This is a genomic window from Conservatibacter flavescens (assembly GCF_002795425.1).
Lineage (GTDB): Bacteria > Pseudomonadota > Gammaproteobacteria > Enterobacterales > Pasteurellaceae > Conservatibacter > Conservatibacter flavescens.
The window spans coordinates 62,774-87,340 of the sequence record NZ_PHHA01000006.1 but is presented as its reverse complement, the minus strand read 5'-3'; the positions used below and the strand labels follow the sequence as shown (position 1 = coordinate 87,340).

Annotated in this window: 20 protein-coding genes; 12 read left to right on the top strand and 8 right to left on the bottom strand. The window is 39.8% G+C overall.

Annotation, left to right across the window (positions count from 1 at the left end):
- Window positions 1-78 precede the first annotated feature (78 nt).
- Complete coding sequence (guaB, locus tag CVP05_RS04485; protein WP_100288387.1) at window positions 79-1,545, bottom strand: IMP dehydrogenase; 1,467 nt, start codon at window positions 1,543-1,545, stop codon at window positions 79-81.
- A gap of 118 nt (window positions 1,546-1,663) precedes the next feature.
- Between guaB and birA the strand changes: the two genes are divergently transcribed.
- Window positions 1,664-2,455 (top strand): bifunctional biotin--[acetyl-CoA-carboxylase] ligase/biotin operon repressor BirA, encoded by a 792-nt coding sequence (gene birA / locus CVP05_RS04480; protein WP_279324777.1) that lies wholly within the window; start codon window positions 1,664-1,666, stop codon window positions 2,453-2,455.
- A 24-nt stretch (window positions 2,456-2,479) separates the two neighbouring features.
- Here birA and xseA read toward each other — a convergent pair whose 3' ends face one another.
- Window positions 2,480-3,826, bottom strand: a complete 1,347-nt coding sequence (gene xseA, locus CVP05_RS04475; protein WP_100288408.1) for an exodeoxyribonuclease VII large subunit — start codon at window positions 3,824-3,826, stop codon at window positions 2,480-2,482.
- Between the two features lie 84 nt (window positions 3,827-3,910).
- Between xseA and CVP05_RS04470 the strand changes: the two genes are divergently transcribed.
- On the top strand, window positions 3,911-4,618 hold the full coding sequence (locus CVP05_RS04470) for an HAD-IA family hydrolase (RefSeq protein ID WP_100288385.1): 708 nt from the start codon (window positions 3,911-3,913) through the stop codon (window positions 4,616-4,618).
- Here CVP05_RS04470 and folB read toward each other — a convergent pair.
- Entirely contained in the window at window positions 4,610-4,969 is a 360-nt protein-coding gene (gene folB, locus CVP05_RS04465; protein WP_100288384.1) for a dihydroneopterin aldolase, read from the bottom strand. The genes CVP05_RS04470 and folB overlap by 9 nt on opposite strands.
- 102 nt (window positions 4,970-5,071) lie before the next feature.
- Here folB and plsY point away from each other — a divergent pair, with 102 nt between their 5' ends.
- The 6 genes from plsY (at window position 5,072) to qatD (ending at window position 11,704) form a co-directional block, all read left to right on the top strand.
- Complete coding sequence (gene plsY, locus CVP05_RS04460; protein ID WP_100288383.1) at window positions 5,072-5,668, top strand: glycerol-3-phosphate 1-O-acyltransferase PlsY; 597 nt, start codon at window positions 5,072-5,074, stop codon at window positions 5,666-5,668.
- 128 nt (window positions 5,669-5,796) lie between these two features.
- Window positions 5,797-6,924 (top strand): porin, encoded by a 1,128-nt coding sequence (locus CVP05_RS04455; protein ID WP_100288382.1) that lies wholly within the window; start codon window positions 5,797-5,799, stop codon window positions 6,922-6,924.
- Window positions 6,925-7,149: 225 nt separating this feature from the next.
- Entirely contained in the window at window positions 7,150-8,916 is a 1,767-nt protein-coding gene (locus CVP05_RS04450) for a KAP family P-loop NTPase fold protein (protein WP_100288381.1), read from the top strand.
- Between the two features lie 3 nt (window positions 8,917-8,919).
- The gene (locus CVP05_RS04445) at window positions 8,920-9,660 is read left to right on the top strand and encodes a hypothetical protein (RefSeq protein WP_100288380.1); all 741 of its coding nucleotides are present in this window, start codon (window positions 8,920-8,922) and stop codon (window positions 9,658-9,660) included.
- On the top strand, window positions 9,660-10,976 hold the full coding sequence (gene qatC / locus CVP05_RS04440) for a Qat anti-phage system QueC-like protein QatC (RefSeq protein ID WP_100288379.1): 1,317 nt from the start codon (window positions 9,660-9,662) through the stop codon (window positions 10,974-10,976). The genes CVP05_RS04445 and qatC overlap by 1 nt, the downstream gene beginning before the upstream one ends.
- The gene (gene qatD / locus CVP05_RS04435) at window positions 10,973-11,704 is read left to right on the top strand and encodes a Qat anti-phage system TatD family nuclease QatD (protein WP_100288378.1); all 732 of its coding nucleotides are present in this window, start codon (window positions 10,973-10,975) and stop codon (window positions 11,702-11,704) included. The genes qatC and qatD overlap by 4 nt, the downstream gene beginning before the upstream one ends.
- 463 nt (window positions 11,705-12,167) lie before the next feature.
- On the opposite strand, the gene CVP05_RS04430 is transcribed toward qatD, so the two are convergent.
- A complete protein-coding gene (locus CVP05_RS04430; protein WP_100288377.1) occupies window positions 12,168-12,641 on the bottom strand; it encodes a single-stranded DNA-binding protein in 474 nt (157 codons plus the stop codon).
- 147 nt (window positions 12,642-12,788) lie between these two features.
- Here CVP05_RS04430 and uvrA point away from each other — a divergent pair, with 147 nt between their 5' ends.
- From uvrA to mreD, 4 genes are all read left to right on the top strand, one after another.
- Window positions 12,789-15,620, top strand: a complete 2,832-nt coding sequence (gene uvrA / locus CVP05_RS04425; protein ID WP_100288376.1) for an excinuclease ABC subunit UvrA — start codon at window positions 12,789-12,791, stop codon at window positions 15,618-15,620.
- A gap of 184 nt (window positions 15,621-15,804) precedes the next feature.
- The gene (locus CVP05_RS04420) at window positions 15,805-16,860 is read left to right on the top strand and encodes a rod shape-determining protein (protein ID WP_100288375.1); all 1,056 of its coding nucleotides are present in this window, start codon (window positions 15,805-15,807) and stop codon (window positions 16,858-16,860) included.
- 68 nt (window positions 16,861-16,928) lie between these two features.
- The gene (gene mreC, locus CVP05_RS04415; protein ID WP_100288374.1) at window positions 16,929-18,020 is read left to right on the top strand and encodes a rod shape-determining protein MreC; all 1,092 of its coding nucleotides are present in this window, start codon (window positions 16,929-16,931) and stop codon (window positions 18,018-18,020) included.
- The gene (gene mreD, locus CVP05_RS04410; protein ID WP_100288373.1) at window positions 18,010-18,498 is read left to right on the top strand and encodes a rod shape-determining protein MreD; all 489 of its coding nucleotides are present in this window, start codon (window positions 18,010-18,012) and stop codon (window positions 18,496-18,498) included. Before mreC ends, mreD begins: the two co-directional genes overlap by 11 nt.
- Here the strand turns inward: mreD and CVP05_RS04405 are convergent.
- The 4 genes from CVP05_RS04405 to gshAB all read right to left on the bottom strand — a co-directional run bounded on the left by CVP05_RS04405 (window position 18,490) and on the right by gshAB (window position 24,433).
- A complete protein-coding gene (locus CVP05_RS04405; RefSeq protein ID WP_100288372.1) occupies window positions 18,490-20,400 on the bottom strand; it encodes a tRNA(Met) cytidine acetyltransferase TmcA in 1,911 nt (636 codons plus the stop codon). The two genes, mreD and CVP05_RS04405, sit on opposite strands and share 9 nt — an antisense overlap.
- Window positions 20,400-20,864, bottom strand: a complete 465-nt coding sequence (ybeY, locus tag CVP05_RS04400; RefSeq protein ID WP_100288371.1) for an rRNA maturation RNase YbeY — start codon at window positions 20,862-20,864, stop codon at window positions 20,400-20,402. Before ybeY ends, CVP05_RS04405 begins: the two co-directional genes overlap by 1 nt.
- A gap of 2 nt (window positions 20,865-20,866) precedes the next feature.
- Window positions 20,867-21,970 carry a PhoH family protein gene (locus CVP05_RS04395; RefSeq protein ID WP_100288370.1) on the bottom strand — a complete coding sequence of 368 codons (1,104 nt, stop codon included), beginning with the start codon at window positions 21,968-21,970 and terminating at the stop codon, window positions 20,867-20,869.
- 189 nt (window positions 21,971-22,159) lie between these two features.
- On the bottom strand, window positions 22,160-24,433 hold the full coding sequence (gene gshAB, locus CVP05_RS04390; protein ID WP_100288369.1) for a bifunctional glutamate--cysteine ligase GshA/glutathione synthetase GshB: 2,274 nt from the start codon (window positions 24,431-24,433) through the stop codon (window positions 22,160-22,162).
- Window positions 24,434-24,567: the final 134 nt, after the last annotated feature.

Here is a 24,567-nt window from a genome sequence, read left to right as displayed (position 1 = left end):
TGCTACTTTATACTCCGAACATAAATAACTAAACGGTCAGATTTTGCAAATTTTTGCAATTTCTGACCGCACTTTTGATTAGCCCATTCGGTAGTTTGGCGCTTCTTTGGTGATGGTTACATCGTGAACGTGGCTTTCTTTAATACCAGCTCCCGAAATGCGCACAAATTGCGCTTTTGTGCGGAGATCTTCGATGGTTGCAGATCCAGTTAAGCCCATACAAGAGCGTAAACCGCCCATTTGTTGATGGATAATTTCTTTTAAGTAGCCTTTGTATGGAATACGTCCTTCGATACCTTCTGGTACTAACTTATCTGCTGCATTGTCGGATTGGAAATAACGGTCTGATGATCCTTTGCTCATTGCCCCAAGCGATCCCATTCCACGATAAGATTTAAACGCACGCCCCTGGTACAGTTCAATTTCACCCGGTGCTTCTTCAGTGCCCGCAAACATTGAACCCACCATTACACAACTTGCGCCGGCTGCGATGGCTTTTGAAATATCACCAGAGTAGCGGATACCACCATCTGCGATAACTGGAATACCACGCTCTGCTAATGCAGCTGCTGCTTCAGCAATGGCGGTAATTTGTGGTACACCCACGCCCGTTACAATACGTGTGGTACAAATTGAACCAGGACCAATCCCTACTTTTACTGCACTCGCACCGGCATCAGCAAGGGCAATTGCCCCTTCTGCGGTAGCTACATTGCCTGCTACGATAGGTAAATTAGGATATTTCGCACGGGTTTCGCGTACACGTTGTAGCACGCCTTCTGAATGCCCGTGTGAAGAGTCGATTAACAAGACATCAACTCCCGCTTTGACTAAGGCATCAATACGCTCTTCATTCCCTGCGCCCGCACCTACAGCCGCCCCTACACGTAAACGCCCGAATTCATCTTTGCAGGCATTCGGTTTTTGTTCTGCTTTTTGGTAGTCTTTTAAGGTGATCATGCCTTTTAGTTTAAATGCATCGTCCACCACAAGCACTTTCTCAATGCGATGTTCGTGCATTAAATTGAAGATTTCCTCACGGGTGGCATTTTCTTTCACAGTGACTAAACGAGATTTCGGTGTCATCACATTTTCAACTGTAGTAGTTAAATCAGACACAAAGCGAGTATCGCGCCCGGTAATAATACCGACTAACTCGCCGTTATCTGCCACAACTGGATAACCGGCAAAACCATTTTTCTTCACCAATTCAGCTAATTCCGCTAAGGTTAAATTAGGCGATACCGTCACAGGCTCTGACACAATACCGCTTTCAAATTTTTTCACCTTACGCACACGCTCTGCTTGACGTTCAATAGACATATTTTTATGGATAAACCCGATCCCACCTTCTTGAGCAAGTGAAATCGCTAACTTGGTTTCAGTTACCGTATCCATTGCCGCAGAAAGCATTGGAATATTTAAACGAATAGTTTTGGTTAATTGAGTGGATAAATCAGCAGTATGTGGTAATACTGTAGAATGGGCTGGGACGAGAAGCACATCATCAAAGGTAAGGGCTTCTTGTTTGATTCGTAATGCCATTGCAATCTCTCTTAATTTAATAGTTTAAAGTTAAAAAATATTGCGGACGGATTATACAGGATTCACTTTTATTTTGGAATGTCTTTTATGAAAATTTTAGACTATTATAAGAGGATAAATCCTACAACTCGGAGACAGTATGCAAGCCTTAAATTCTCAATATTTATCAACCGCACTTTCACCGTACAATCTGTTTATTTTTGAAAAAATTGATTCAACCAATCAATATCTTTTAGACAATATTGCCACGCTAAAAAAAGGGGATATTTGTTTAGCAGAACAGCAAACTGCTGGGCGTGGTCGGCGTGGTCGCCCTTGGCAATCCCCCTTTGGCTCACAAATTATCATGAGTCTATATTGGCAATGGGATCCTAAAAAATCCCTTGAAGGCTTAAGTACCATTGTTGGCTTGGCTATTGTAGAGACTTTACGTAAAGCAGGGGCTTGGGTTGAAGTGAAATGGCCGAATGATATCTTACTCAACAAACGAAAATTAGCCGGTATTTTAGTCGAAATCGCTAATCATAAAAACAACGCTATCAATTTAGTCATCGGTGTAGGACTAAACTTAGCATTACCCACTGACAATACCCCTATCGATCAAGCATGGGCAAATCTCAATGAGGCAATCCCAAATTATGATCGCAATAAATTAACGGTACAGCTCATCCAAAACATTTATCACTATTTAGCTATATTTGAACAAGAAGGCATTAGCCCTGCTATCCAACAAGAATGGATCCATGCGGATGCTTTTTTTGGTGAAGAAGTGACAATTCTCAGTGAACAACACACAATTATCGGTATTGAACAAGGTATTGACGAAAAAGGCTATATCCGTATTGCAACCGAAAATGGCCTCGCCTGTTTTAGTGGGGGAGAAGTCTCATTACGTTGGAATAAAACATAACAAAAGGGCGGGGCATTATTTGCCCTACGATCCGTTCGTTTCCGATATCTCTTCTACCTTTGCCAATAGCTCACTTGTGGCCAATCGTACTTTTACTTGCTCACCAATTTCTACTTGCTTAGCATGGGTTATCGCTTTTCCTTGCGCATTTTCAGCGATAGCATATCCCCTTGCTAAGACTTTAAGCGGACTTAGACTATCTAGTTTTGCAGCCAAATGCCCTAGCATATGTAGTCTCTGACTTTGCTGTTTTTTTATGGCAAAATTTAACCGCACTTTTAACTGCTCAATCTCTTGGCGTTGCCGTTGCACACGATAAGGTAACGGATTTTGTTGTAAGCGTTGGTAAAGCGCGGTCTGTTTTTCCGATTTTTTTTCGATTATTCGTTGCATTGCAAAGCGCAAACGATAACTTAATTGTCCAATTTGCTGATATTGATGATGTAATCGAGTTTGCGGATGTTGATGTTGCAAGCGCAATTGTAAACGCTGCAATTGCTGTTGTTTCTCGTGAAATAATCGATCAAATACGATCATTAAACGTTGCTGCTGATAATCTAATTGTTTGCGCAATTCGTTTTGATCTCGGCTGACTAATTCCGCTGCCGCTGATGGTGTTGGTGCCCGCACATCAGCGACAAAATCCGCAATAGTCACATCGATTTCATGCCCAACCGCGCTAATAACCGGAATAGCTGAATGAAAAATAGCACGCGCCACAACTTCCTCATTAAAACACCATAAATCTTCCAATGAACCGCCACCGCGCCCAACAATCAATACATCTACTTCCTGTCGCATATTGGCGAGTTCAATCATTTGTCCTATTTCAGTGGCAGCGTCTTTGCCTTGTACCGCTGTTGGATAAATCACGACGTGCAAACAAGGATCCCGTCGTTGTAAAATATGCAAAATATCTTGCAATGCAGCGCCGGTTTTAGAGGTAATAATCCCCACTGCTCGTGGAAAGTGCGGTAGATTTTTTTTAAGATGTTGCGCAAATAATCCTTCCGCTGCCAATTTCATTTTCAAGGCTTCAAATTGCTGTTGTAGCAATCCCTCTCCTGCTGGATGCATGGATTCAATAATCAATTGATAATCACCACGTGGCTCATATAAGCTCACTGTTGCACGCACCAATACCTGCAACCCATTTTGCGGACGAAAAGTAACACGCAGGTTTTTCATGCGGAACATAGCACAGCGCACTTGGGCATTTTCATCTTTTAGCGTAAGATACCAATGTCCCGAAACGGGTTGACTAAAATTGGAAATTTCTCCTGTTAACCAAACTTGCCCCAATCCAGCCTCAAGAAGTTGGCGAGCATGGGCGTTCAATTGGGAAACAGAAAAAATTGCATCATCTTTCATAGTATTTGATAAAATAGCAGAATCATTAGCCCGCATAGTACAGGGTGCTATAAAATTTCGCAACCGTTCACAGAGAGAAAAAACATGATTTATTATCGCAATTTGCAACCATTTAAGGCGATTAGCTTCGATCTTGACGATACCTTGTATGAAAATCACAGCGTGATTCTCTTGGCTGAACAGCAATTTTTAATGGCATTTAATCAACTTAGTCAATTAAACCTCAGTGTAGCAAATTGGCATAATTGGAAAAAACAAACCGCATACCAAATCGGCTTAATCGCTGAAGATGTTACCGCATGGCGCTTTGCTACAATAGAGGCTATCTTGCGACAACAAGGAAAAAGTGCGGTTGAAATTGATCAAATTTCTCAACAAAGTATGGCGGTCTTCTTGCAGTGGCGACATCATATTGATGTGCCAGCACAAAGCTTCAGCATATTAGATCAACTTAAACAACGTTATTCACTCATCGCCATCACAAATGGCAACGTTGATCCACAAAAAATTGGCTTTACACAATTTGATTTAATACTCTGTGGCGGTAAACACGGACGTGCAAAACCGCATCAGGATTTGTTCCTACAAGCGGCTCAAAAGCTTAAGCTTTCTCCTCATGAAATATTGCATATCGGAGACAATTTAGAAACCGACGTTCAAGGAGCCATATCCGCAGGCTATCAAGCTGTTTGGCTCAATTTAAGCAACAAAGGGCTTAATAGTTTCCCTCAAGCGCGTATATTACCAACGGTCGAAATAACGCATTTAGCCGAGCTGTTAACCTTATGTTAGCTGGCCACGTTCAATAATAATCCCCACATTTCGTGCTTGCGCTACCGCTTTCGGCTTGCTTAATTTAATACGTAACCACGAAATACCAAAGCGATCTTGCAGCTGTTTTGCAACATCGTTAGCCACCGTTTCAATCAATAAAAAGGGCTTACTCTCCACATAATCAATGATAAATTGGCTCACCTCTGCATAATTAAGCGCAAAAGCTAAATTGTCAGTTTCTCCAGCTTGACGGCTATCCCATGCCATTTCCACGTCAAAAATCAAACGCTGCTTAATTTGTTGCTCCCACTCATACACCCCAATCTGAGCAAACACAGTCAGTTCCTCAATAAAAATACGATCGATCATTGATTTCCCCTTATTATTTAAAAATTCTGTTAGGCGTATGCTACCAACTTTATGTACAATAGACGAACAAAATTTTTCGCTTGTGAAAATAAGGTCGGCCTCATGAGTATTTTCGCCATTTTTTATTTATTTTTTGCCTATTTACTCGGCTCGATTTCGAGTGCAATTTTAATTTGTAAAATGACCGGATTACCGGATCCTCGCACCGAAGGATCTCACAATCCCGGCGCAACCAATGTATTGCGTATTGGCGGAAAAAGTGTCGCCATCAGTGTATTGATTTGCGATATACTCAAAGGCATGTTACCTGTTTGGGGCGGATATTATCTTGGCTTAACGCAATTTGAACTCGGAATGGTCGCACTAGGTGCTTGTCTAGGCCATATTTTCCCGATATTTTTTAAATTCAAAGGCGGAAAAGGCGTTGCAACGGCTTTTGGTTCTATTGCACCAATTTCGTGGTCGGTTGCCGGCTCAATGCTAGGCTGCTGGCTACTTGTCTTCCTCATCAGTGGCTATTCTTCTCTTAGTGCAGTTGTCACTGCGCTCATTATCCCTTTTATTGTTTGGTGGGTAAAACCGGAATTTACCTTTCCTGTTGCATTAGTATGCTGTCTACTTATTTACCGACATCATGACAATATCCAACGTTTATGGCGTGGACAAGAAGATAAAATGTGGCATAAATTCAAAAAATAGTTCACAGCCTTATAACAAAATAAACTATCACATGCAAAACAGTCATTGGAAAAAACCATACTGGCTTGCTAAATTTCAGAATCAAACAGATTCACTTCAACTTTACTTAACTTAAGAGATGTACCATTATGAAAAAACTGACCCTGGCTGCCGCTTTAGTCGCTTTGACTACTAGCTCAGCACAAGCTTATACCCTATTTGATAACGAAAAAACCAAAATTGATGTAGACGGTTCCTTACGTTTACAATGGCGTAGCGAATCAAATAAAACTGAAACGCCAACAAGTACTGAAAAAGAACACGTGAATAAAGCCATTCAGAATAATGGCTCTCGTGTAGGTTTTAAAATTACTCAAGCACTAAGCGATGATTTCTATGCGGTAGGACGTATGCAATTCCGTTTTCGTGGTGCTGACAGCTATGGTCGCTCCAGTTCTCAGCACAATTTCGATCATATTTATACGCATTATGCTTATGCCGGTATTGGGCATAAAAAATACGGTGAACTGACTTATGGCCACCAACTTGCCTATACTGATTATGTCAAACAAACCGATTTACCGAACACACTGAGTATTTCAGATGGCTACTACAACACCACCCAGCGTAACGCTCTACAATACGTTTATAAAGGTGTGCCGGGATTAACGTTAGCCGCATTCTATGGATTTGACTCTGATCGTAATAGCAATATGACAAAACGAACAAATCGTCGCATTGACAGCTATGGCGGTGCCGCTATTTATAAATGGACACCAGCCGAAGGACAACGAGCAACCATCGCCTTTGGTGCAGATCGCGAACGTTATGCTAATGCCAATGGATCGACCTATAGTCGCACAGTCTATTCCATCGGCTCAGCCTATACCTATGCCAACACCACATTGGGTTTAGATCTCGATCAACGCATTATCTCAAATCAACAAACGAATGCAGTGAATTTACGTCGCACAACAGACCGAGAATTACGAACTGTGATTTTTCATCGTTTAACACCAAGTTGGAATATTTATACCCAATATGGTTATCACGTTACAAAACGCGAAAATAACCTCAGTAATGATAGCAAAATTAAACGTAATAAATACATGATTGGAACAGAATATGTCCTCCTTAAACCAAGTGAAGGCCAACCATTTCGTGTAAAAACCTTTGTGGAAGGACAATATGTCCATGCTAAAACAGAGACCAATCACATTAGAACGGAAACCAGCAAAGATAAAATTGCAGTCATCGGACTGAGAGTGTATTGGTAATATTTATCCAATGTAAATAAAAATCCGCTCGTAAATAAACCGTCCCCCAAGGGTAAAAAACTAGCCTAATTTTACTTAGATTGATGTCTAAGGATTGAGGGTGGTTTAATTACGGGCGGATTTTTATTCTAACTTCCCACATATTTTATAATTATAAAACATTAAAAATGTCTGTTGAAAGCGTGTTAAAATATAAAGACTATATTTGATAAATGAGAGTCATTTATGTGGTCAGACATCGAATCTAAAGAAGACTATCTCAATTTTGGTGAAGTATCCCAAATTGTTACTGAAATATTGGAAACTGAAACTATGCTACCAGTTTCAATAGGTATTTTTGGTAATTGGGGGGCAGGTAAGTCCTCCTTGTTAAATTTGATTGAGCAACAAATCGAACCTGATGAGTGGATTATAATTAAATTTGATGCTTGGCTTTATCAGGGGTTTGATGATGCCAGAGCAGCACTTTTGGAAACAATTGCAAATCATTTAATTCAGGCTGCCAAGAGTGAAGAAACTATCTTGCAAAAATCCAAAAATTTATTAGCCAGAATTGATGGTCTGCGTTTAGCAGGTTTGCTTGCTGAAGGAGCTGCTTTAGCAGCAGGTGTTCCTACTTTTGGTTTGGTTTCCAAAATATTTGGTACTGCTCAAAATTCTTTGGATGGCATTCAAGATGAAACTGAAAGTAAGCAAGTTGTAGACACTGGAAAAGAAGTTATTGATTCAGGAAGAAATCTTATCAAAGCAAAAGAGAAACAAACCCCACCACAACAAATTGATGCGTTTAGAAAAGAATATGGCGAAATATTACAGGAGTTAGATAAAAAGCTAGTTATTGTAATTGATAATCTTGACCGATGTTTGCCTGCTAATGCCATTCAAACATTGGAGGCTATTCGTTTATTCTTATTCTTAAATCGCACCGCTTTTATTATTGCGGCTGACGAGGAAATGATTCGTCATTCGGTTGCAGAGCATTACAAAGATTTGTCTTATCGTCATCAAATAGATTATTTGGACAAACTCATTCAAATTCCTATTCGTGTACCGAAAGCAGGTGTTCTTGAAATCCGTGCGTATTTGTACATGCTGTATTCCATTCATCAACAATTATCTACCGAAAAATTAGCAAATTTACGTCAATTTTTAGAAACCCATTTACAACTATCTTGGCAAAATCAATCCTTAACCCCTGAACAAGCAGCAGAAACTATTGGAGAGAAAGATAATCACGCTCTATTGTTAGATTTTGAACGAGCTAACAGAATAGCCCCTTTATTGGCAAATTCACCCAATATTTATGGTAACCCTAGAATTGTGAAACGTATTTTAAACACCATTAAAATGCGTACCAAAATTGCAGACAAGCGTCAAATGCCATTAGATGAAGCAATTATTACTAAATTAGTGATTTTTGAGCGATGCGTGGATGCTGATGTAGTAACAAAATTTTATCACCTTATTAATGAAGGATATGGAAAGTCTGAACTATTAAAAGAGCTAGAAAATGATAATGAGGAGAACTTATCCACTCTATCCGAAAATAAATCTATTCAAACATTTATCAAAGAATGGGTAAAATTAGAGCCCAAATTATCCGATGTTGATTTGCGAGCTGCGATTTATTTATTCAGAGAGACCATACCTTTAAATACTTATACTGCTCAACTTTCTCAAAACGCCCAAGAAGCTTTAAGCGTTTTACTTAAAATCGCAGCAAGAACAGGTACACAAAATACAAAAAATACTATTCAGGAATTAACAATGGCTGAGCAAATTTCTGTGATGGAAGCCTTAATTGAACAATTAAGAAAAGTGGATAATTGGGATAAAAGTCCAGAAGGTTTTATGGGGGCTTGTTTGTTGGCAGAAAGTTCAGAAGATGGTGCAAAAATTTTAAATCGTTTTATTATTGAATTAAAAAATAAAGGTGTTAATTATCTTTGGCTTAAGAAAAGATTAGAAAACGCACCTTGGTATAAGGAGTAATCAATGGGTACTTCACAATCTAGCGTAGGACCAAATGGTCGTTCGCCTCTATTGCCTTCTTGGGTTGATGACAACCAAACACCACCACAAATCCCAGTTCCGCAGAGGCTAAAGGGAGTGCGTCAAGCAATTGGTAGGGCTGTACTAGGTGGTGGGCGTGAGAGTGTGCGTAAAGCACTCGGTCATTATGCTAGAAAAGCCAGTGGTGGCAAGCATATATCTGTACAAAAACTGGGGAAAATTACCCAAGCAGGCTCGGGCTTATTTGGCATTTTCTCAGATGGTCAGCAACAACAATATTCAGTTAATTTACACAGTTTAAATGGTCAGCCTTGCGATGAGGTTATCAATCAAATTACCGAGCTTTTGGCTGGTCATCACGGTGATTCAGACAAGATTCGTTATGCAATGAATATCGCGTTATCAGAAGCTTTGGAAGGAATGACCACTTTTGATGAAAATAGCGTTACCGTTGAAGTCATTGGTAAAATGATGATTTGTTATTTGACTGAAAGTATCTTTATACAAATCAGCCATGATGCAGGAAATGCATGGAATAAAGGCAATAATCCAGTGCAAATTGCTGAAGCAGAAAATGATTTAAGGCAATTAATTCGTGAAGTGGTGGATATTACGCTTGCTACTAAATTTACGGATGATATTTTTCATTTAACAACAGAGCAAATGCAAGAAATTCAAAACCAAGCCATTTTAGATATTTGGGAAGAATGGGAGAATGATTGATGACACAATTAGTTTTTCATCACGATATTGAGCAATTAAAACATTTATCTAATGGTGTTTTACCTATTCGTCTTTATGGTATGGGCGATAAAAATCTACAAATTGCTCATATTGGTAATATGGTTTTAGATCGGGTAAGAAGATTAGGTGTTGAACTCAATAATCAAGTAATGGATTTTCTAACCATTGCTATGGCAGTTACAGCAGCAGATACTTTTGTTTTGCGAAAAGATACAGCAAATGGTTGGTGTCGCTCTTTTTCTATTACTTTACCCTTATGCCAGCCTGATATTTGGCATGCAAATAAAGCACATTTAGAGCAAATTTTACACTTTTTGAGTGGCGATATTTGGCAATTTAATTTTCAAGAAGATGGACAATTACCACCAAAACCTTATAAATTAAACGGCCGAACCAAATTGGTAGATTTAAGAAATAAAGACAGTGTTTGTTTATTTTCAGGTGGTTTAGATTCGGCGATTGGAGCAATTGATTTATTGGAGCAGGGGTATTCACCTGTTTTGGTTAGTCATTCTTATAAAGGTGATAAATCACATCAGCAAATGATTGTTGAAAAATTTAATCAAAGTCGTTATGCCAATCAATTTTCTCAATTTAATGCGATTGCACAGCCACATTTAAATAATGGCAGGACTGCTGAAATCACAATGCGAACCAGAAGCTTAAATTTTTTAGCATTTGCAATTGTATCAGCTTGTGCTTTACAGGAGGTGGTACAAAAAGAGATTGATATTTTCGTACCTGAAAATGGGGTAATTTCAATCAATGCACCTTTAACACCACGCCGATTAGGAACGTTGAGCACACGAACTACACACCCTTACTTTATTCAAGAATTACAAAAGTTACTTACAGCAGTCAATATTCCTTTTTCTTTAAAAAATCCGTATCAATTTAAAACCAAAGGACAAATGATAGCAGAATGTAAAAATTTACCATTATTGCAGCAAATTATCCCTGATACTGTTTCATGTAGTCATTGGAAACGCAAAAATCAACAATGTGGAGTTTGTGTTCCCTGCTTGATTCGTAGAGCATCATTATATTATGCAGGTATAACGAATGATGCTGAATATGAATTCAATGATATTCGAAAAGTTTTGACAAATCAGGACAGAAAAGATGATTTATTTGCTTTAATTAGTGCTATTCGTCGAAAAAATCATAGTAATATGCATCAATGGGTTTTACAAAGTGGTTCATTACCCATTCAACAATTAAATCAGTTTGCTGATGTTTTTATGAATGGATTGAATGAAGTGGAACAACTTTTAATAGCAAAAGAAATATTATGATGGATATGCATTGCCATTTGGATTTATATCCAAATCCTTACGCTGTTGTTAAGCAGTGTCAAAATGAAGATATTTATGTTTTATCAGTAACAACTACCCCAAAAGCGTGGCATGGCACTAATTTATTAGCAAAAAATTGTCCTCGTATACGAACTGCTTTGGGTTTACATCCTCAATTGGCTCATGAGCGTTGGCTGGAATTAGAGCTATTTGATGATTTATTAGGTCAAACACGTTATGTCGGTGAAATAGGTTTAGACGGTGGAAAAGAGTTTAAAAGGTATTGGGATATTCAATTAAAAGTCTTTCGCCATATTTTAAGAAGTTCAGCAAAATCTGGTGGAAAAATATTAAGTATACATTCTAGAATGAGTTCAAATGCTGTGCTAGATGAATTAAGTCAAGTAAATGATAATTTGCCAATCCTTCATTGGTTTTCAGGCACAAAACAACAGTTAAAACGAGCGATTGAAATGGGGTGCTATTTTTCTGTGGGGCCTGCAATGTTAAGCAGCAAAAAGGGTTATGAGTTGGTTCAAGTCATGCCAATAGAAAAAATATTGATTGAAACCGATGGACCTTTTGGGAATATTAAAGCACAAGCTTTATTTCCTTGGGATGCCAATATTGCTATTGCAATATTGGCAGATATGTGGAGAATGAATATTTCAGAAGCTGAAAATATGTTGAGACAAAACCTCTTTAGCTTAGTTTCAAAACATATATAAACTATCAAAATTCTCAATTATCCCCATAACTCAAATTTCTTATAATATCTCTATCTACAACTCAAACTGTTAGCCCTTCTAATGGTTTGAGTTATTGAAAACTCATAAAATTTCCCCTAACCACTTGGGTGTGCTTACGCTTATCGTGGTAGTTTTTTGCTTGACGGCATAACGGTGTAGTATTTCGGATAAATGTACACTTACTTTTTCTGTTTAAAGGTGAAAATAAGTCTATGTTGTTATTAGCCTAATGAGTTCTAATTAAGTAATAGAGGAAAGTATTCTTGACTTGAAAAAATGACTGTTTCTAACTTATATAAGTAATTAAATTTTACAAAAATAATATATTAATATGATTAAATAAAGTGTGCATAAAATAAGTGCAAAAAAAGAGAATCCTTGTCTTTCAGGGATTCTCTTGAATGTCTAGCTTTAAAATTTATGTTTTTAAATTATACGTAACTTAGAACGGAATATCATCATCAAAAGCATCCATAGCAGGTTCAGGCTGTGGGGTGGCTTTTTGTTGTGCTGGACGGGATTGATAGCTTGGTTGAGCTGGGGTTGATTGTGGGGCGCTATAACCACCTTGTCCACGATCAGCACGGCTGTCTAGCATTTGTAATACATCACCTTGGATTTCAGTGGTATAACGATCTTGACCGTTTTGATCTTGCCATTTACGTGTTCTTAAACGTCCTTCTACATAGACTTTTGAGCCTTTACGTAGATATTCGCCACAAACTTCAGCTTGACGGCGATAAAAGACAATGCGATGCCATTCAGTGACTTCACGGCGCTCTCCCGTATTTTTATCCATCCAGCTTTCACTTGTAGCAACACTGATATTCGCAACAGCCTCGCCATTTGGCATTGTTCTCATTTCAGGATCGTTACCTAAATTACCCACGATAATCACTTTATTTACACCGGCCATAATTTCCTCTTGTTTGATTAGGTAAAAATTTTTGTTTATTTTGCCTGAAAAATTTAAAAAGGTCTATTAAATTCCACTGGATATTTGAACAGTTTTAATAAAAGTGCGATAATGATTCCAAATTTGAGATTTTTTGACGGTTTTAGAATGGATAAAATAGAAATTCGTGGTGCGAGAACCCATAATTTAAAAAATGTGAATTTGACAATACCCCGTGATAAATTGATTGTCATTACCGGATTATCAGGGTCAGGGAAGTCTTCATTAGCATTTGATACGCTTTATGCGGAAGGGCAACGCCGTTATGTGGAATCCCTTTCGGCTTATGCACGTCAGTTTTTATCTCTTATGGAAAAGCCTGATGTGGATCATATTGAAGGCCTTTCGCCCGCTATTTCTATTGAGCAGAAGTCCACTTCTCATAACCCACGTTCTACGGTGGGGACAATTACTGAAGTACATGATTATTTACGCTTATTGTTTGCCCGCGTTGGGGAGCCGCGTTGCCCTACGCATGATGTAGCCTTAACTGCACAAACCATCAGTCAAATGGTAGATAAGGTGATGACCTTACCGGAAGGCAGCAAAATGATGTTGCTTGCGCCAGTTGTGAGAGCGCGTAAAGGGGAGCATGTTAAAATACTGGAACATATTGCTGCGCAAGGTTATATTCGCGCGCGTATTGATGGTGAAATTTGTGATTTATCCGATCCGCCAAAATTAGAATTACAGAAGAAACATACTATTGAGGTGGTGGTCGATCGGTTTAAAGTGCGGTCTGATTTGGCCACAAGATTGGCAGAATCTTTTGAAACGGCATTGGAGTTGTCTGGTGGAACAGCAGTTGTGGCGGATATGGAAAATCCGCAACAGGAAGAGTTGATTTTTTCAGCGAACTTTGCTTGCCCACATTGTGGTTATTCTGTGCCGGAATTAGAGCCGCGTTTATTTTCCTTTAATAATCCAGCTGGCGCTTGCCCGACTTGTGATGGCTTAGGAATTCAGCAATTTTTTGACGAAAAGCGTGTGGTACAAAATCCGAGTGTGTCATTAGCAAGTGGAGCGATAAAAGGCTGGGATCGTCGTAATTTCTACTATTATCAGATGTTAACCTCTCTCGCAAAACATTATGGATTTGACATCGAAAAGCCATTTGAAGATCTCCCGAAAAAAATTCAGCATATTATTTTAAATGGCTCAGGCAAAGAGGAAATTGAGTTTCAATATGTGAATGATCGTGGTGATACTGTGGTTCGTCGTCATATCTTTGAGGGCATTTTAAATAATATGGCGCGCCGTTATAAAGAAACGGAATCCATGTCTGTTCGGGAGGAGTTGGCGAAGCATATTAGCCACCGATCTTGTATGGATTGTGGGGGATCCCGTTTACGTCCTGAGGCGCGCCATGTATTTATCGGTAAAACGACTTTGCCTGATGTGTCGGAAATGAGTATTGGTGGCGCATTAAATTTCTTTGAACAGCTTTCATTAACAGGGCAAAAAGCACAAATTGCTGAAAAAATTCTGAAAGAAATCACAGAGCGTTTGCAATTTTTGGTGAATGTGGGATTGAATTATCTTTCTCTGTCTCGTTCAGCCGAAACCTTATCAGGAGGAGAGGCACAACGTATCCGTTTAGCAAGCCAAATAGGTGCGGGTTTGGTTGGGGTAATGTATGTATTAGATGAACCTTCAATTGGGCTTCATCAACGAGATAATGAACGTTTATTAAATACATTAATTCATTTACGCAATCTAGGCAATACGGTAATCGTGGTGGAACATGATGAAGATGCGATTATGGCGGCAGATCATATTATTGATATTGGACCGGGCGCGGGTGTGCATGGTGGCCAAGTTATTGCGGAGGGAACAGCAAAAGAAATCATGGCTAATCCACAGTCTATTACTGGTAAATATTTGTCGGGTAAAGAAAAAATAGAAATTCCGTCAAAACGTACCGCACTTGATCGGAAAAAAATGCTGAAATTATCCGGGGCGAGTGGTAATAATCTGAAAAATGTCAATTTAGAAATTCCTGTTGGTTTATTTACCTGTATTACAGGGGTGTCAGGATCAGGGAAATCCACTTTGATCAATGATACCTTGTTTCCTTTAGCACAAAATGCCCTAAATCGGGCGGAAAATAGCCAACATGCGCCTTATCAATCTATTGAAGGGTTGGAATTCTTTGATAAGGTTATTGATATTGATCAAAGCCCAATTGGGCGCACGCCTCGTTCTAACCCTGCGACGTATACGGGGGTTTTTACTCCAATTCGTGAGTTATTTTCCGGTGTGCCTGAGGCGAGAGCGCGTGGTTATAACCCTGGACGTTTTAGTTTTAATGTGCGCGGTGGACGTTGTGAAGCTTGTCAAGGCGATGGTGTAATCAAAGTCGAAATGCACTTTTTACCTGATGTTTATGTGCCGTGTGATCAGTGTAAGGGCAAACGCTATAATCGTGAAACCTTAGAGGTCCGTTATAAGGGGAAAAGCATTCATCAGGTCTTGGATATGACAGTGGAAGAGGCAAGAGAGTTTTTCGATGCCATTCCTATGATTGCTCGTAAATTGCAAACATTGATTGATGTCGGTTTGTCGTATATTCGTTTGGGGCAGTCTTCAACAACCTTATCGGGAGGCGAAGCACAACGCGTTAAATTAGCGACGGAGTTGTCTAAGCGAGATACGGGAAAAACCTTATATATTCTCGATGAACCAACGACGGGCTTACATTTTGCCGATATTAAACAATTGTTACAAGTACTACATCGTTTACGGGATCAAGGCAATACGATAGTGGTGATTGAACATAATTTAGATGTGATCAAAACCGCTGATTGGATTGTCGATCTTGGACCGGAAGGGGGAAGTGGCGGAGGTCAAATCATTGCGACAGGAACGCCAGAAGATGTGGCACAAGATCCCCATTCACATACTGCGCGTTTCTTAAAAGGCATTCTTAATAAAAAATAGTTTAAAAAATAGACCGCACTTTTAATTGGCGAAAACCTTGTCAGAAAAAGTGCGGTAGGTTTTTTACTATATTTACACAACGAATAACAAATTTTTCTGTTATAACCCCGTATTTTTTGGTAAATTTAACACCAATTTTCTGCGTGTAAAATCACGTGTTATTTTCTCAAGTTTCAACGGAATCATTATGTTTAAAAAAATTCGTGGTCTGTTTTCAAATGACCTTTCTATTGATTTAGGTACAGCTAATACATTGATCTATGTTAAGGGACAAGGAATTGTGTTAGATGAGCCTTCAGTGGTAGCAATCCGTCAAGATCGAGTGGGTTCTTTAAAAAGTATTGCTGCTGTTGGTAAAGAAGCCAAAATGATGTTAGGGCGTACCCCGAAAAGCATTGCTGCGATTCGTCCGATGAAAGATGGGGTGATCGCGGATTTTTTTGTAACAGAAAAAATGTTGCAATATTTTATTAAACAAGTGCATAGTGGAAATTTTATGCGCCCAAGTCCTCGTGTTTTGGTCTGTGTACCTGCAGGGGCGACACAAGTAGAACGCCGTGCGATTAAGGAATCAGCTATTGGTGCCGGCGCGCGTGAGGTTTATTTAATCGAAGAGCCAATGGCGGCTGCCATTGGAGCGAAATTACCGGTTTCAACCGCGACGGGATCTATGGTGATTGATATTGGTGGTGGTACAACTGAAGTCGCGGTGATTTCTTTAAACGGAGTCGTATACTCTTCCTCTGTCCGTATCGGTGGCGATCGTTTTGATGAGGCGATTATTGCTTATGTACGCCGTACTTTTGGTTCTTCAATTGGTGAGGCAACAGCGGAGCGGATTAAGAAAGAATTAGGCTCTGCTTATATTCAGGAAGGCGATGAAATTTTTGAAATGGAAGTGCATGGCCACAATTTATCTGAAGGCGCACCTCGTACATTTAAATTAACTTCACGTGATGTATTAGAAGCTATCCAGCAACCTTTAAATGGCATTGTGACTGCTGTACGTACAGCCTTAGAGCAGTGTCCTCCTGAATTAGCTGCAGATATTTTTGAACGTGGTATGGTATTAACCGGCGGTGGTGCGTTATTACGTAATATTGATGTATTGCTATCTAAAGAGTCAGGCGTGCCAGTGATTATTGCAGATGAGCCATTAACCTGTGTTGCTCGTGGTGGTGGTGAAGCGTTAGAAATGATTGATATGCACGGCGGTGACATTTTTAGTGATGATCTCTAAGCTAAACAACTTGTGATAAAAGAAAAAGTGCGGTCAATTTTACCGCACTTTTGTTAGTTGGATATGGAATGAAACCTATTTTTGCAAAAGCGCCTTCTCTTGGTATTCGTTTAGTGTTGGCGATTATCGCCTCAGTGGCACTTATTCTGTCAGATGGGCAAACCAATAGTATGATTAAGGCTCGTAGCGTAATGGAAACGGCTATTGGTGGTTTATATTATCTTGCAAACTCGCCACGTACAGTGCTTGATGGTGTGTCTGATAATCTGGTGGATACGTCAAAACTGCAAATTGAAAATCGCATTATTAAAGAACAATTACTAGAAAAAAATGCAGATTTATTGTTATTAGACCATCTTAAGGTTGAAAACCAACGTTTACGATTATTGTTGAACTCGCCATTGCGCCAAGATGAGTATAAAAAAATCGCAGAGGTGTTGACGGCTGAAAATGATGCTTATCGTAAGCAAGTTGTGATTAATCAGGGGAAAAATGACGGCGCATATGTGGGTCAACCCGTGATTGATGAAAAAGGCGTTGTGGGACAAATTATCGCGGTAGGCGCGAAAACGAGCCGAGTCTTGCTTTTAACTGATGTGACACATGGAATCCCTTTGCAAGTTCTACGCAATGATGTGCGTGTTATTGCGAGTGGTTCTGGGCGTAATGATGAATTGACGTTGGAAAATGTGCCGCGTTCGGTAGATATTGAAAAAGGGGATTTGTTGGTCACATCTGGCTTAGGCGGTCGTTTTCCAGAAGGGTATCCCGTAGGGATTGTTGATAAGATTTCTCGAGATGGGTCAAATTATTTTGCGAGTGTGAGTGTTAAGCCGTTGGCATCTTTAGAACGTTTACGCTATGTATTATTATTGTGGCCGACGAGCGATGAAATGCGTAAAGCGAATACTTCTCCAGAAGATGTACGTAATGTGGTTAAACAACGTTTAGCGAATCAAAAAGAAGAAGTGTTGCTTACACCTCAGTCAACAGAAGCTCAACCTACAGCAGATGGGGCTAATGAAAATGATCCTGCATTAGAGTTGGGGGAGCCGCCGGTTTTTGAACATGCACCTTTGCCTGTTGAGGAACTGCCAGCGCCAGTAGATAGAGTAGCGCCAGCTGTGGGGCAAGAGCAAGGAGAACAAGATGCGCAGTAATTTATTTGTTCAATGGCTGATTTTACTCTGTATTTTTATTTTGGCCTTAGTGATGGAAATTATGCCTTGGCCAATAGAATTTCAAGGTTTTCGTCCGGCATGGTTAGTGATGGTGTTAACCTATTGGATCATGGCGATCCCGAATAAAATTAGTATTGGCAGTGCTTTTGCTTTAGGTGTCTTGTGGGATCTCGTGTTAGGTTCCACGTTAGGCACACACGCTTTGGTTTTATCTGTCTTTGCCTACTTAATTGCGGCGAATCATCTCATTTTAAGAAATTTTTCTTTATGGCAACAAAGTTTGCTGGTTATGATGTTTGTTGCGGTTATCCGTATCAGTATTTTCCTCGTCGAGCTTTTCTTACATAGCGCGATTTTTAATTGGCAAGAATTAATTGGGGCATTGATTAGTGGCTTATTGTGGCCATGGTTATTTTTATTATTACGCAAAATTCGCAGACAAGCGCATCTACGTTAAATTTTGTGTGATAGCACGTTTAATTTCTAGTCGACATTGTGCCAACCAAGATTTTTTATCTTGGTTGGTTTTTTTATGGCTTAAGTAGGCAAAAAGTAAAGGGAAATCGTGTTGTTTTTCCCTTTGGGAGTAGCCTTGTAGCAGTCGGCGAATGGCGGGTAATGCAGATGATAAAGTGCGGTGAGAATCGGCAAAGTTTTTTAAGCTTTGCATATCTTCCGCTGTGAATTGCCAGTCAATACAGGGTGGTATGAATTGATGGGCTAATGGGTGGAAGCTAAGGGCTATATTACGTTGGAAATATTGTTGTGCAGATCGGCAGATCGCTTTTCCTTTCGAAGAGAGGCCTTTCAGCATCACCATATTATAGCTGCCACTACTCGCTTCTTTGTGATCACTGAGATAAGCCGGTTCAAATCCACATTGTTGCCAAAACTGAAAAAGTTCAGCAGTATAACCAAAACTGACAGAAAGAAAATCAAATGTAGATTGCATCGCTTGAGCCATTTGTGCAATGAGCATAGAACCGATTCCCTGCTGTTGCCATTTGGGTTGAATGGCTATGCGTGAGATACGTAAAGACTTCAATTGACAATAATCAGGGATAAGGGTTTGGAAGGCAAGTAATTGTGGCACTAAATTACCACGTGGTCGACGTTTGCCTTGTACAATATGTTCAATGAGCGCTTTGTCTTGTATACCGCCTTCTTCGGTAGCCCAAAGACAACCGATTATGTGATGAGGCGTTTCGGCTAGCCAGTAGTGCTGTTTAGGCGCATCAAATAAACGACGTAGATCCGTTGGTGTCGTGCGGTAATGCGCCAAACAAAGCAAACCATAGACATGAGCTAGCTGCTGCACGGAGGATTGTTGTGTCAGCATGGGACGATAAGTGATTGCTTGTTTGGCATTATAGTCAGGTTGAATCAATTGATCTTCGGCATTTAATAATAAGCTTTGTTCAACAAATTGTTCTAACGGATCATTTTCAGCCCAGCGCAGGGGAATATCGAGTTCTAATGACTGAAAAGTACGTGGTATTTTTTGCATAAATTTCAGTTTAAACCCGCGTCCAGTGCCTTCATAACTGTGAATGGTTGTCGTAAATAGAATATGGCGGAAGCTGGTGCAAAATTGCTGTAATAAATCTAAGGGAATCGTTGCGGCTTCATCAACGAATAACCAACTTTCAGCAAACTGCGTAGTATCTTGTTGGATCGCAAGAGCAAGTACATCTGGCGCAATAAAGCTAAGTGGTTGTTGGGCAAAAATTTGCAGAATGTTGACTGCATTTTTATTCGGCGCAGTGAGATAGATAGAGGCGCCTTGATGGTAGAGCTGTGTCGATAACATGCCGGCTAATGCGGATTTTCCTCTTCCGCGTTTTGCGGTTAGGAAATAGAGCTCGGATTGTTGCTGCATGATGATATCAATAATGGCTTGCTGTGAGGGGGTTGCCATATGTTGATGGTTTGATACTGGATTAACGGATTGAGGCAGCCCTTGATCACATTGTGGAAAATGATGATGTATTTGTTGTTTAAACCAGTGACGGAAGCGAGGCGTGCTAATGGAATGGGGTTGTCCGCTCCAACGTAAGCTGTCGTGGTCTTGTTGATATTCCCAGTTTTCCCAGTGTTCAACAACAAACAATAACACACCGCCCGCTTTTAACGTGCCACTGGCAATCGCAAACGCATCGAGATGTAAAGTTTGGCGTGCATCAAAGAAAATAATTTCAAATTCTTGTCCTAAGAGGTTAGGCGCGTGTTTGAATGTGTAAGTCGGGAGCAAGGTAGAAAAAATATCGCCGATCCAGACCGCACTTTTTGTCATAAAGTGCGGTAAGATATTGACTAATTTTTCAGCTTCAATCACATAAAATTGGCGTGCAGCTAACATTATTTTTCACAAAGATAAGGATCATCAAAACCTAAACTTTGCATAATTTCGGTTTCTAAGTTTTCCATTTCTTCCGCATCTGTATCATTAATATGGTCATAACCGAGTAAATGTAAGCTGCCGTGTACCACCATGTGTGCCCAGTGCGCCATTAAAGGCTTTGCTTGTTCTTGGGCTTCTTGTTCAACAACTTGGCGACAAATGATGAGATCACCTAACAATGGTAATTCCACTTCATCAGGGCATTCAAATGGAAAAGAGAGGACGTTTGTCGGCTTGTCTTTACCACGATAAGTGAGATTAAGCTCATGGCTTTCGGCCTCGTCTACAATGCGCACGGTCATATCAACATTTTGTGTTTTAGGTTGTACAGCACGACTCGCCCAAGTTTCAATTTGTGCGAAATCGGGTAAATTGTTTTCATCTTCACAGGCGATTTGTAGATCGATATTGACTTGATACATGTTTATAAATTTTCCGCTTCAAATAATAACTTATTTTGTTCTGTTTCTAATTTACGCTGTGCTTTACGTTCTTCACGGCGTATTTCATCTTCCGCTTCCCATTTTTCGTACGCTTGTACAACTTTCGCAACAACGGGATGACGAACGATATCTTTACTGTCAAAATAATTAAAGCTTAATTCTGGAACGCTTTCTAATACTTCAATAGCATGGCGTAACCCCGATTTTTGTGAACGAGGCAGATCAATTTGAGTAATATCACCAGTGATAACCGCTTTGGAGTTAAAGCCGATACGAGTTAGGAACATTTTCATTTGCTCAACCGTTGTGTTTTGGCTTTCATCTAAAATAATAAAGCTGTCGTTTAAGGTACGTCCACGCATATAGGCAAGGGGCGCAATTTCGATGATATTACGTTCCATGAGTTTTTGCACGCGTTCGAAGCCTAGCATTTCAAATAGCGCATCGTAAAGCGGGCGTAGATAAGGTTCAATTTTTTGGCCTAAATCACCAGGTAAGAACCCGAGTTTCTCTCCGGCTTCTACGGCAGGGCGTGTGAGTAGAATTCGGCGAATTTCTTGGCGTTCTAGCGCTTCCACTGCAGCCGCAACAGCTAAAAAGGTTTTCCCTGTTCCGGCAGGCCCAATACCAAAACTGATGTCATGGCGTAAAATATTATGCAGATATTGAATCTGGTTTGCGCCACGGGGTTTAATTAGCCCACGTTTGGTTTTTATGGTGGTACTGTAAACTTTGCTGTCTGTGCGTTCTGTTGTTGCTTCGGTGCTTGTTGTAGAGGGCAACAGTATTCGACTTTCTTGTAATGCAATATGCACATCTTCTAAATCGATTTCTTTTATTTTACCGCGTGTGGCACCAGTCTCAACATATAAATCTTTGATTAATTTGACCGCACTTTTGATTAAGCTTTCGTGATGAGGTTCAGGTTGTTCATCTTTAGACTGTAAGGTAAATGTGAAATTACGACGGGTAATTGTTAGATGCAGTTCTTTTTCAATTAAGTGTAAATTGTCATCAAATGCCCCACATAGGGCTTGTAAACGGTTATTGTTTTGGGGATCCAAAGTAAAGGTTTCGTTGTACAAATGGCGTTCCTCTTGAACTAAAAATCACAAGGTTATATTAGCATTAATTTTACCTACGGATCTAGCGATATCATGAATATTAAATAGGCGAGGAATAGAGGCAGTTCCCTTTAAATAATCAGATTGGCAGGGAACATCGCCAATCTGATTGGGAAAGAGTGGTTGAAAATACTGCCTATGATGTCGTCTTTACGGCATTTCAGGGAATAGCATTTTAATCACATGCTGAGTTAAGCGACGAGATTTTCCTTGATAAGGGAAAATATGCATCATCATCATTGGATTAAAATTCGCTTCAATCACCCCCCAAGACTGTAAGTTGGGTTCCGCCGGTTTTTTCAAGTCTGGAATAATCAAATCGACACCACATACAGCAGCGCCCATTGCTTTGCTGATGCCGACGGCAAGTTGCTTATAGCTTGGGTGCATTTCGTCAGTCATATCAATACTATCGCCGCCAGTGCTAATATTGGAGTTGGCGCGTAGTTGCACAAGTTGACCTTCTGCAGGAATGCTGTCAACGGTTAAGCCTTGCTCTTTGAGCTGCAATTGCTCAATGTCGCCAAGTGCAATTTTTTTCAATGGCGTACGACTACCATCGCCTCGTAATGGGTGATCGTTTTTCATGGCGACAAGTTCCGTTACACTATGTTTTCCGTCACCAATCACGTTTGCTGGGACACGTAATAATACGGCTAATGTATTATCACCTAAGACAAAGAAGCGATATTCTGTACCAACCAAATAGTCCTCTACCATGATTTCTTTATCTTCACGAAACGCAATTTCAATGGCTTTGGCAAAGTCTTCTTTGTTTTGCACGCCTTGCTGGAAAATAGTAATGCCCAATCCATAATTAGTGGATTTTGGTTTAATCACAACCGCTTTATTTTCAAAAAGTGGATAATTTGCGACCGCACTTTCTATGCTCCTAAATTCCACACTTTGTGGGACATTAAATCCTGCTTTGGCCAATACTTTTTTGGTGACAACTTTATTTTCCATAATTAATGGGGAAATATAGCTATCGTGGCTGGTCATATTGCCGTTTTTAACATATTCCAAATGATCACCGAATTGTAAGCTAAGGAACTGATCATTTTCGTCTAATATTTCGGTTTTTATCCCTTTTTGGATTAAATCAAATAAGAGTGCTTGGGTAGAAAGTTCCATATTATCAAAAGCAGATAGTGCATAAAAACGCTCAAATGCTTGTTGTTTATAGCGCTGCGCTAATTTTGCACCAAACTGTTGATAGCAACCGTCATCTTCAATTGCATGAACTAAACGTCCGCATAATGTTTTACTTGGATCGGCAAGTTGTGCTAATTTTTCTTTGGCATAAATGATACGCGCTGACTCAACACCAATATCTTCAAGCATAGTGATAAGCTGCTGTAAAATATATTCTCCTTCTGGGCGAAATTGTGTTTCAGCCAGAGGGTTTTCTAACGCGACAGTAAATAATTTTTCTTTACCTAATTCTACGGCTTGCTGATCAGCAGTTTCTTCTAGCCAAATCATAAGCAAGATAAAGTCATGAATAAATTGAGCATCTTTTAGATTAATACCATAAGGCTCAAATGGGTTAAGATCAAATAGACGGAATTCTAAGTATTGAATGCCATTTTGTAGTAATTCACGCGCTTTTTTGCCACCACGTAAGCGCACATTGGAATAAAATTCTTTTTCTGCGATCAACTTACCGGATTTCACCCAATGTTCAAGGTCATTTGCATAGGCTTCAAGGCTATCAAAAGAGACTTTAATTTCTGGTGCATTAACGTAACCATATTGGCTTGAACGAAGACTGCGGACATATTGTCCGGTTTTTAATGGCGAGCCATTTTTAAAATAATTATCTTGTACAACAGGAGCCGCCCCCAGTAGGTAGGTGAGAATCCATTGATAACGTAAAAAATTTTTTGCCAGTTTGAGGTATAAATTATTTTGGAATTCCACCGCACTTTGGAAGCGGGGTTGCCATTTGAACAGTGTGTGTATCAGATCGGGATCTAATTGGAAATTATAGTGGATACCGCTTACCATTTGTTTATTTTTACCATAGACATTGACGAGATGTTCACGGTATGCCACATCTTGTTGATCTTCTAATTGTGCGACTTTAATGTGTTCAGGCGCAGGCAAGCCCGCTGGCATACTTAGAGGGAAAACGTATTCGTCTTCAGGTAAAGAGCGTAAAACCACTTCATGAATAGCAGATAACCAACGCAAACTATCTTCTAACTTTTTATTGGGTGGGGTGATTAATTCCAGTTGGCTTTCAGCAAAGTCTGTTTGGATATAAGGGTGGTAAGCTCGACTTCCAAATAGGGAAGGGTGCGGTGTCGTGACGACAGAACCGTCAGCATAGACACGTTGGCTTTCTTTTTCAAGCCCAAAAGAACCTTGTTGGAATAATAAACCTAGATGCTGTTCTCGGATAATTTGTTGAATATTCATAGCAATCCTCAATTTTAGTAACAGCCTATTATCAATCATCGTACGAAAAAGGCAAAGACTAAATTTTTATGGCTTAGAGAAAATTAATATAAAAACAACCGCTCTTTTGTGAGCGGCTGCATGATTGACAAGGG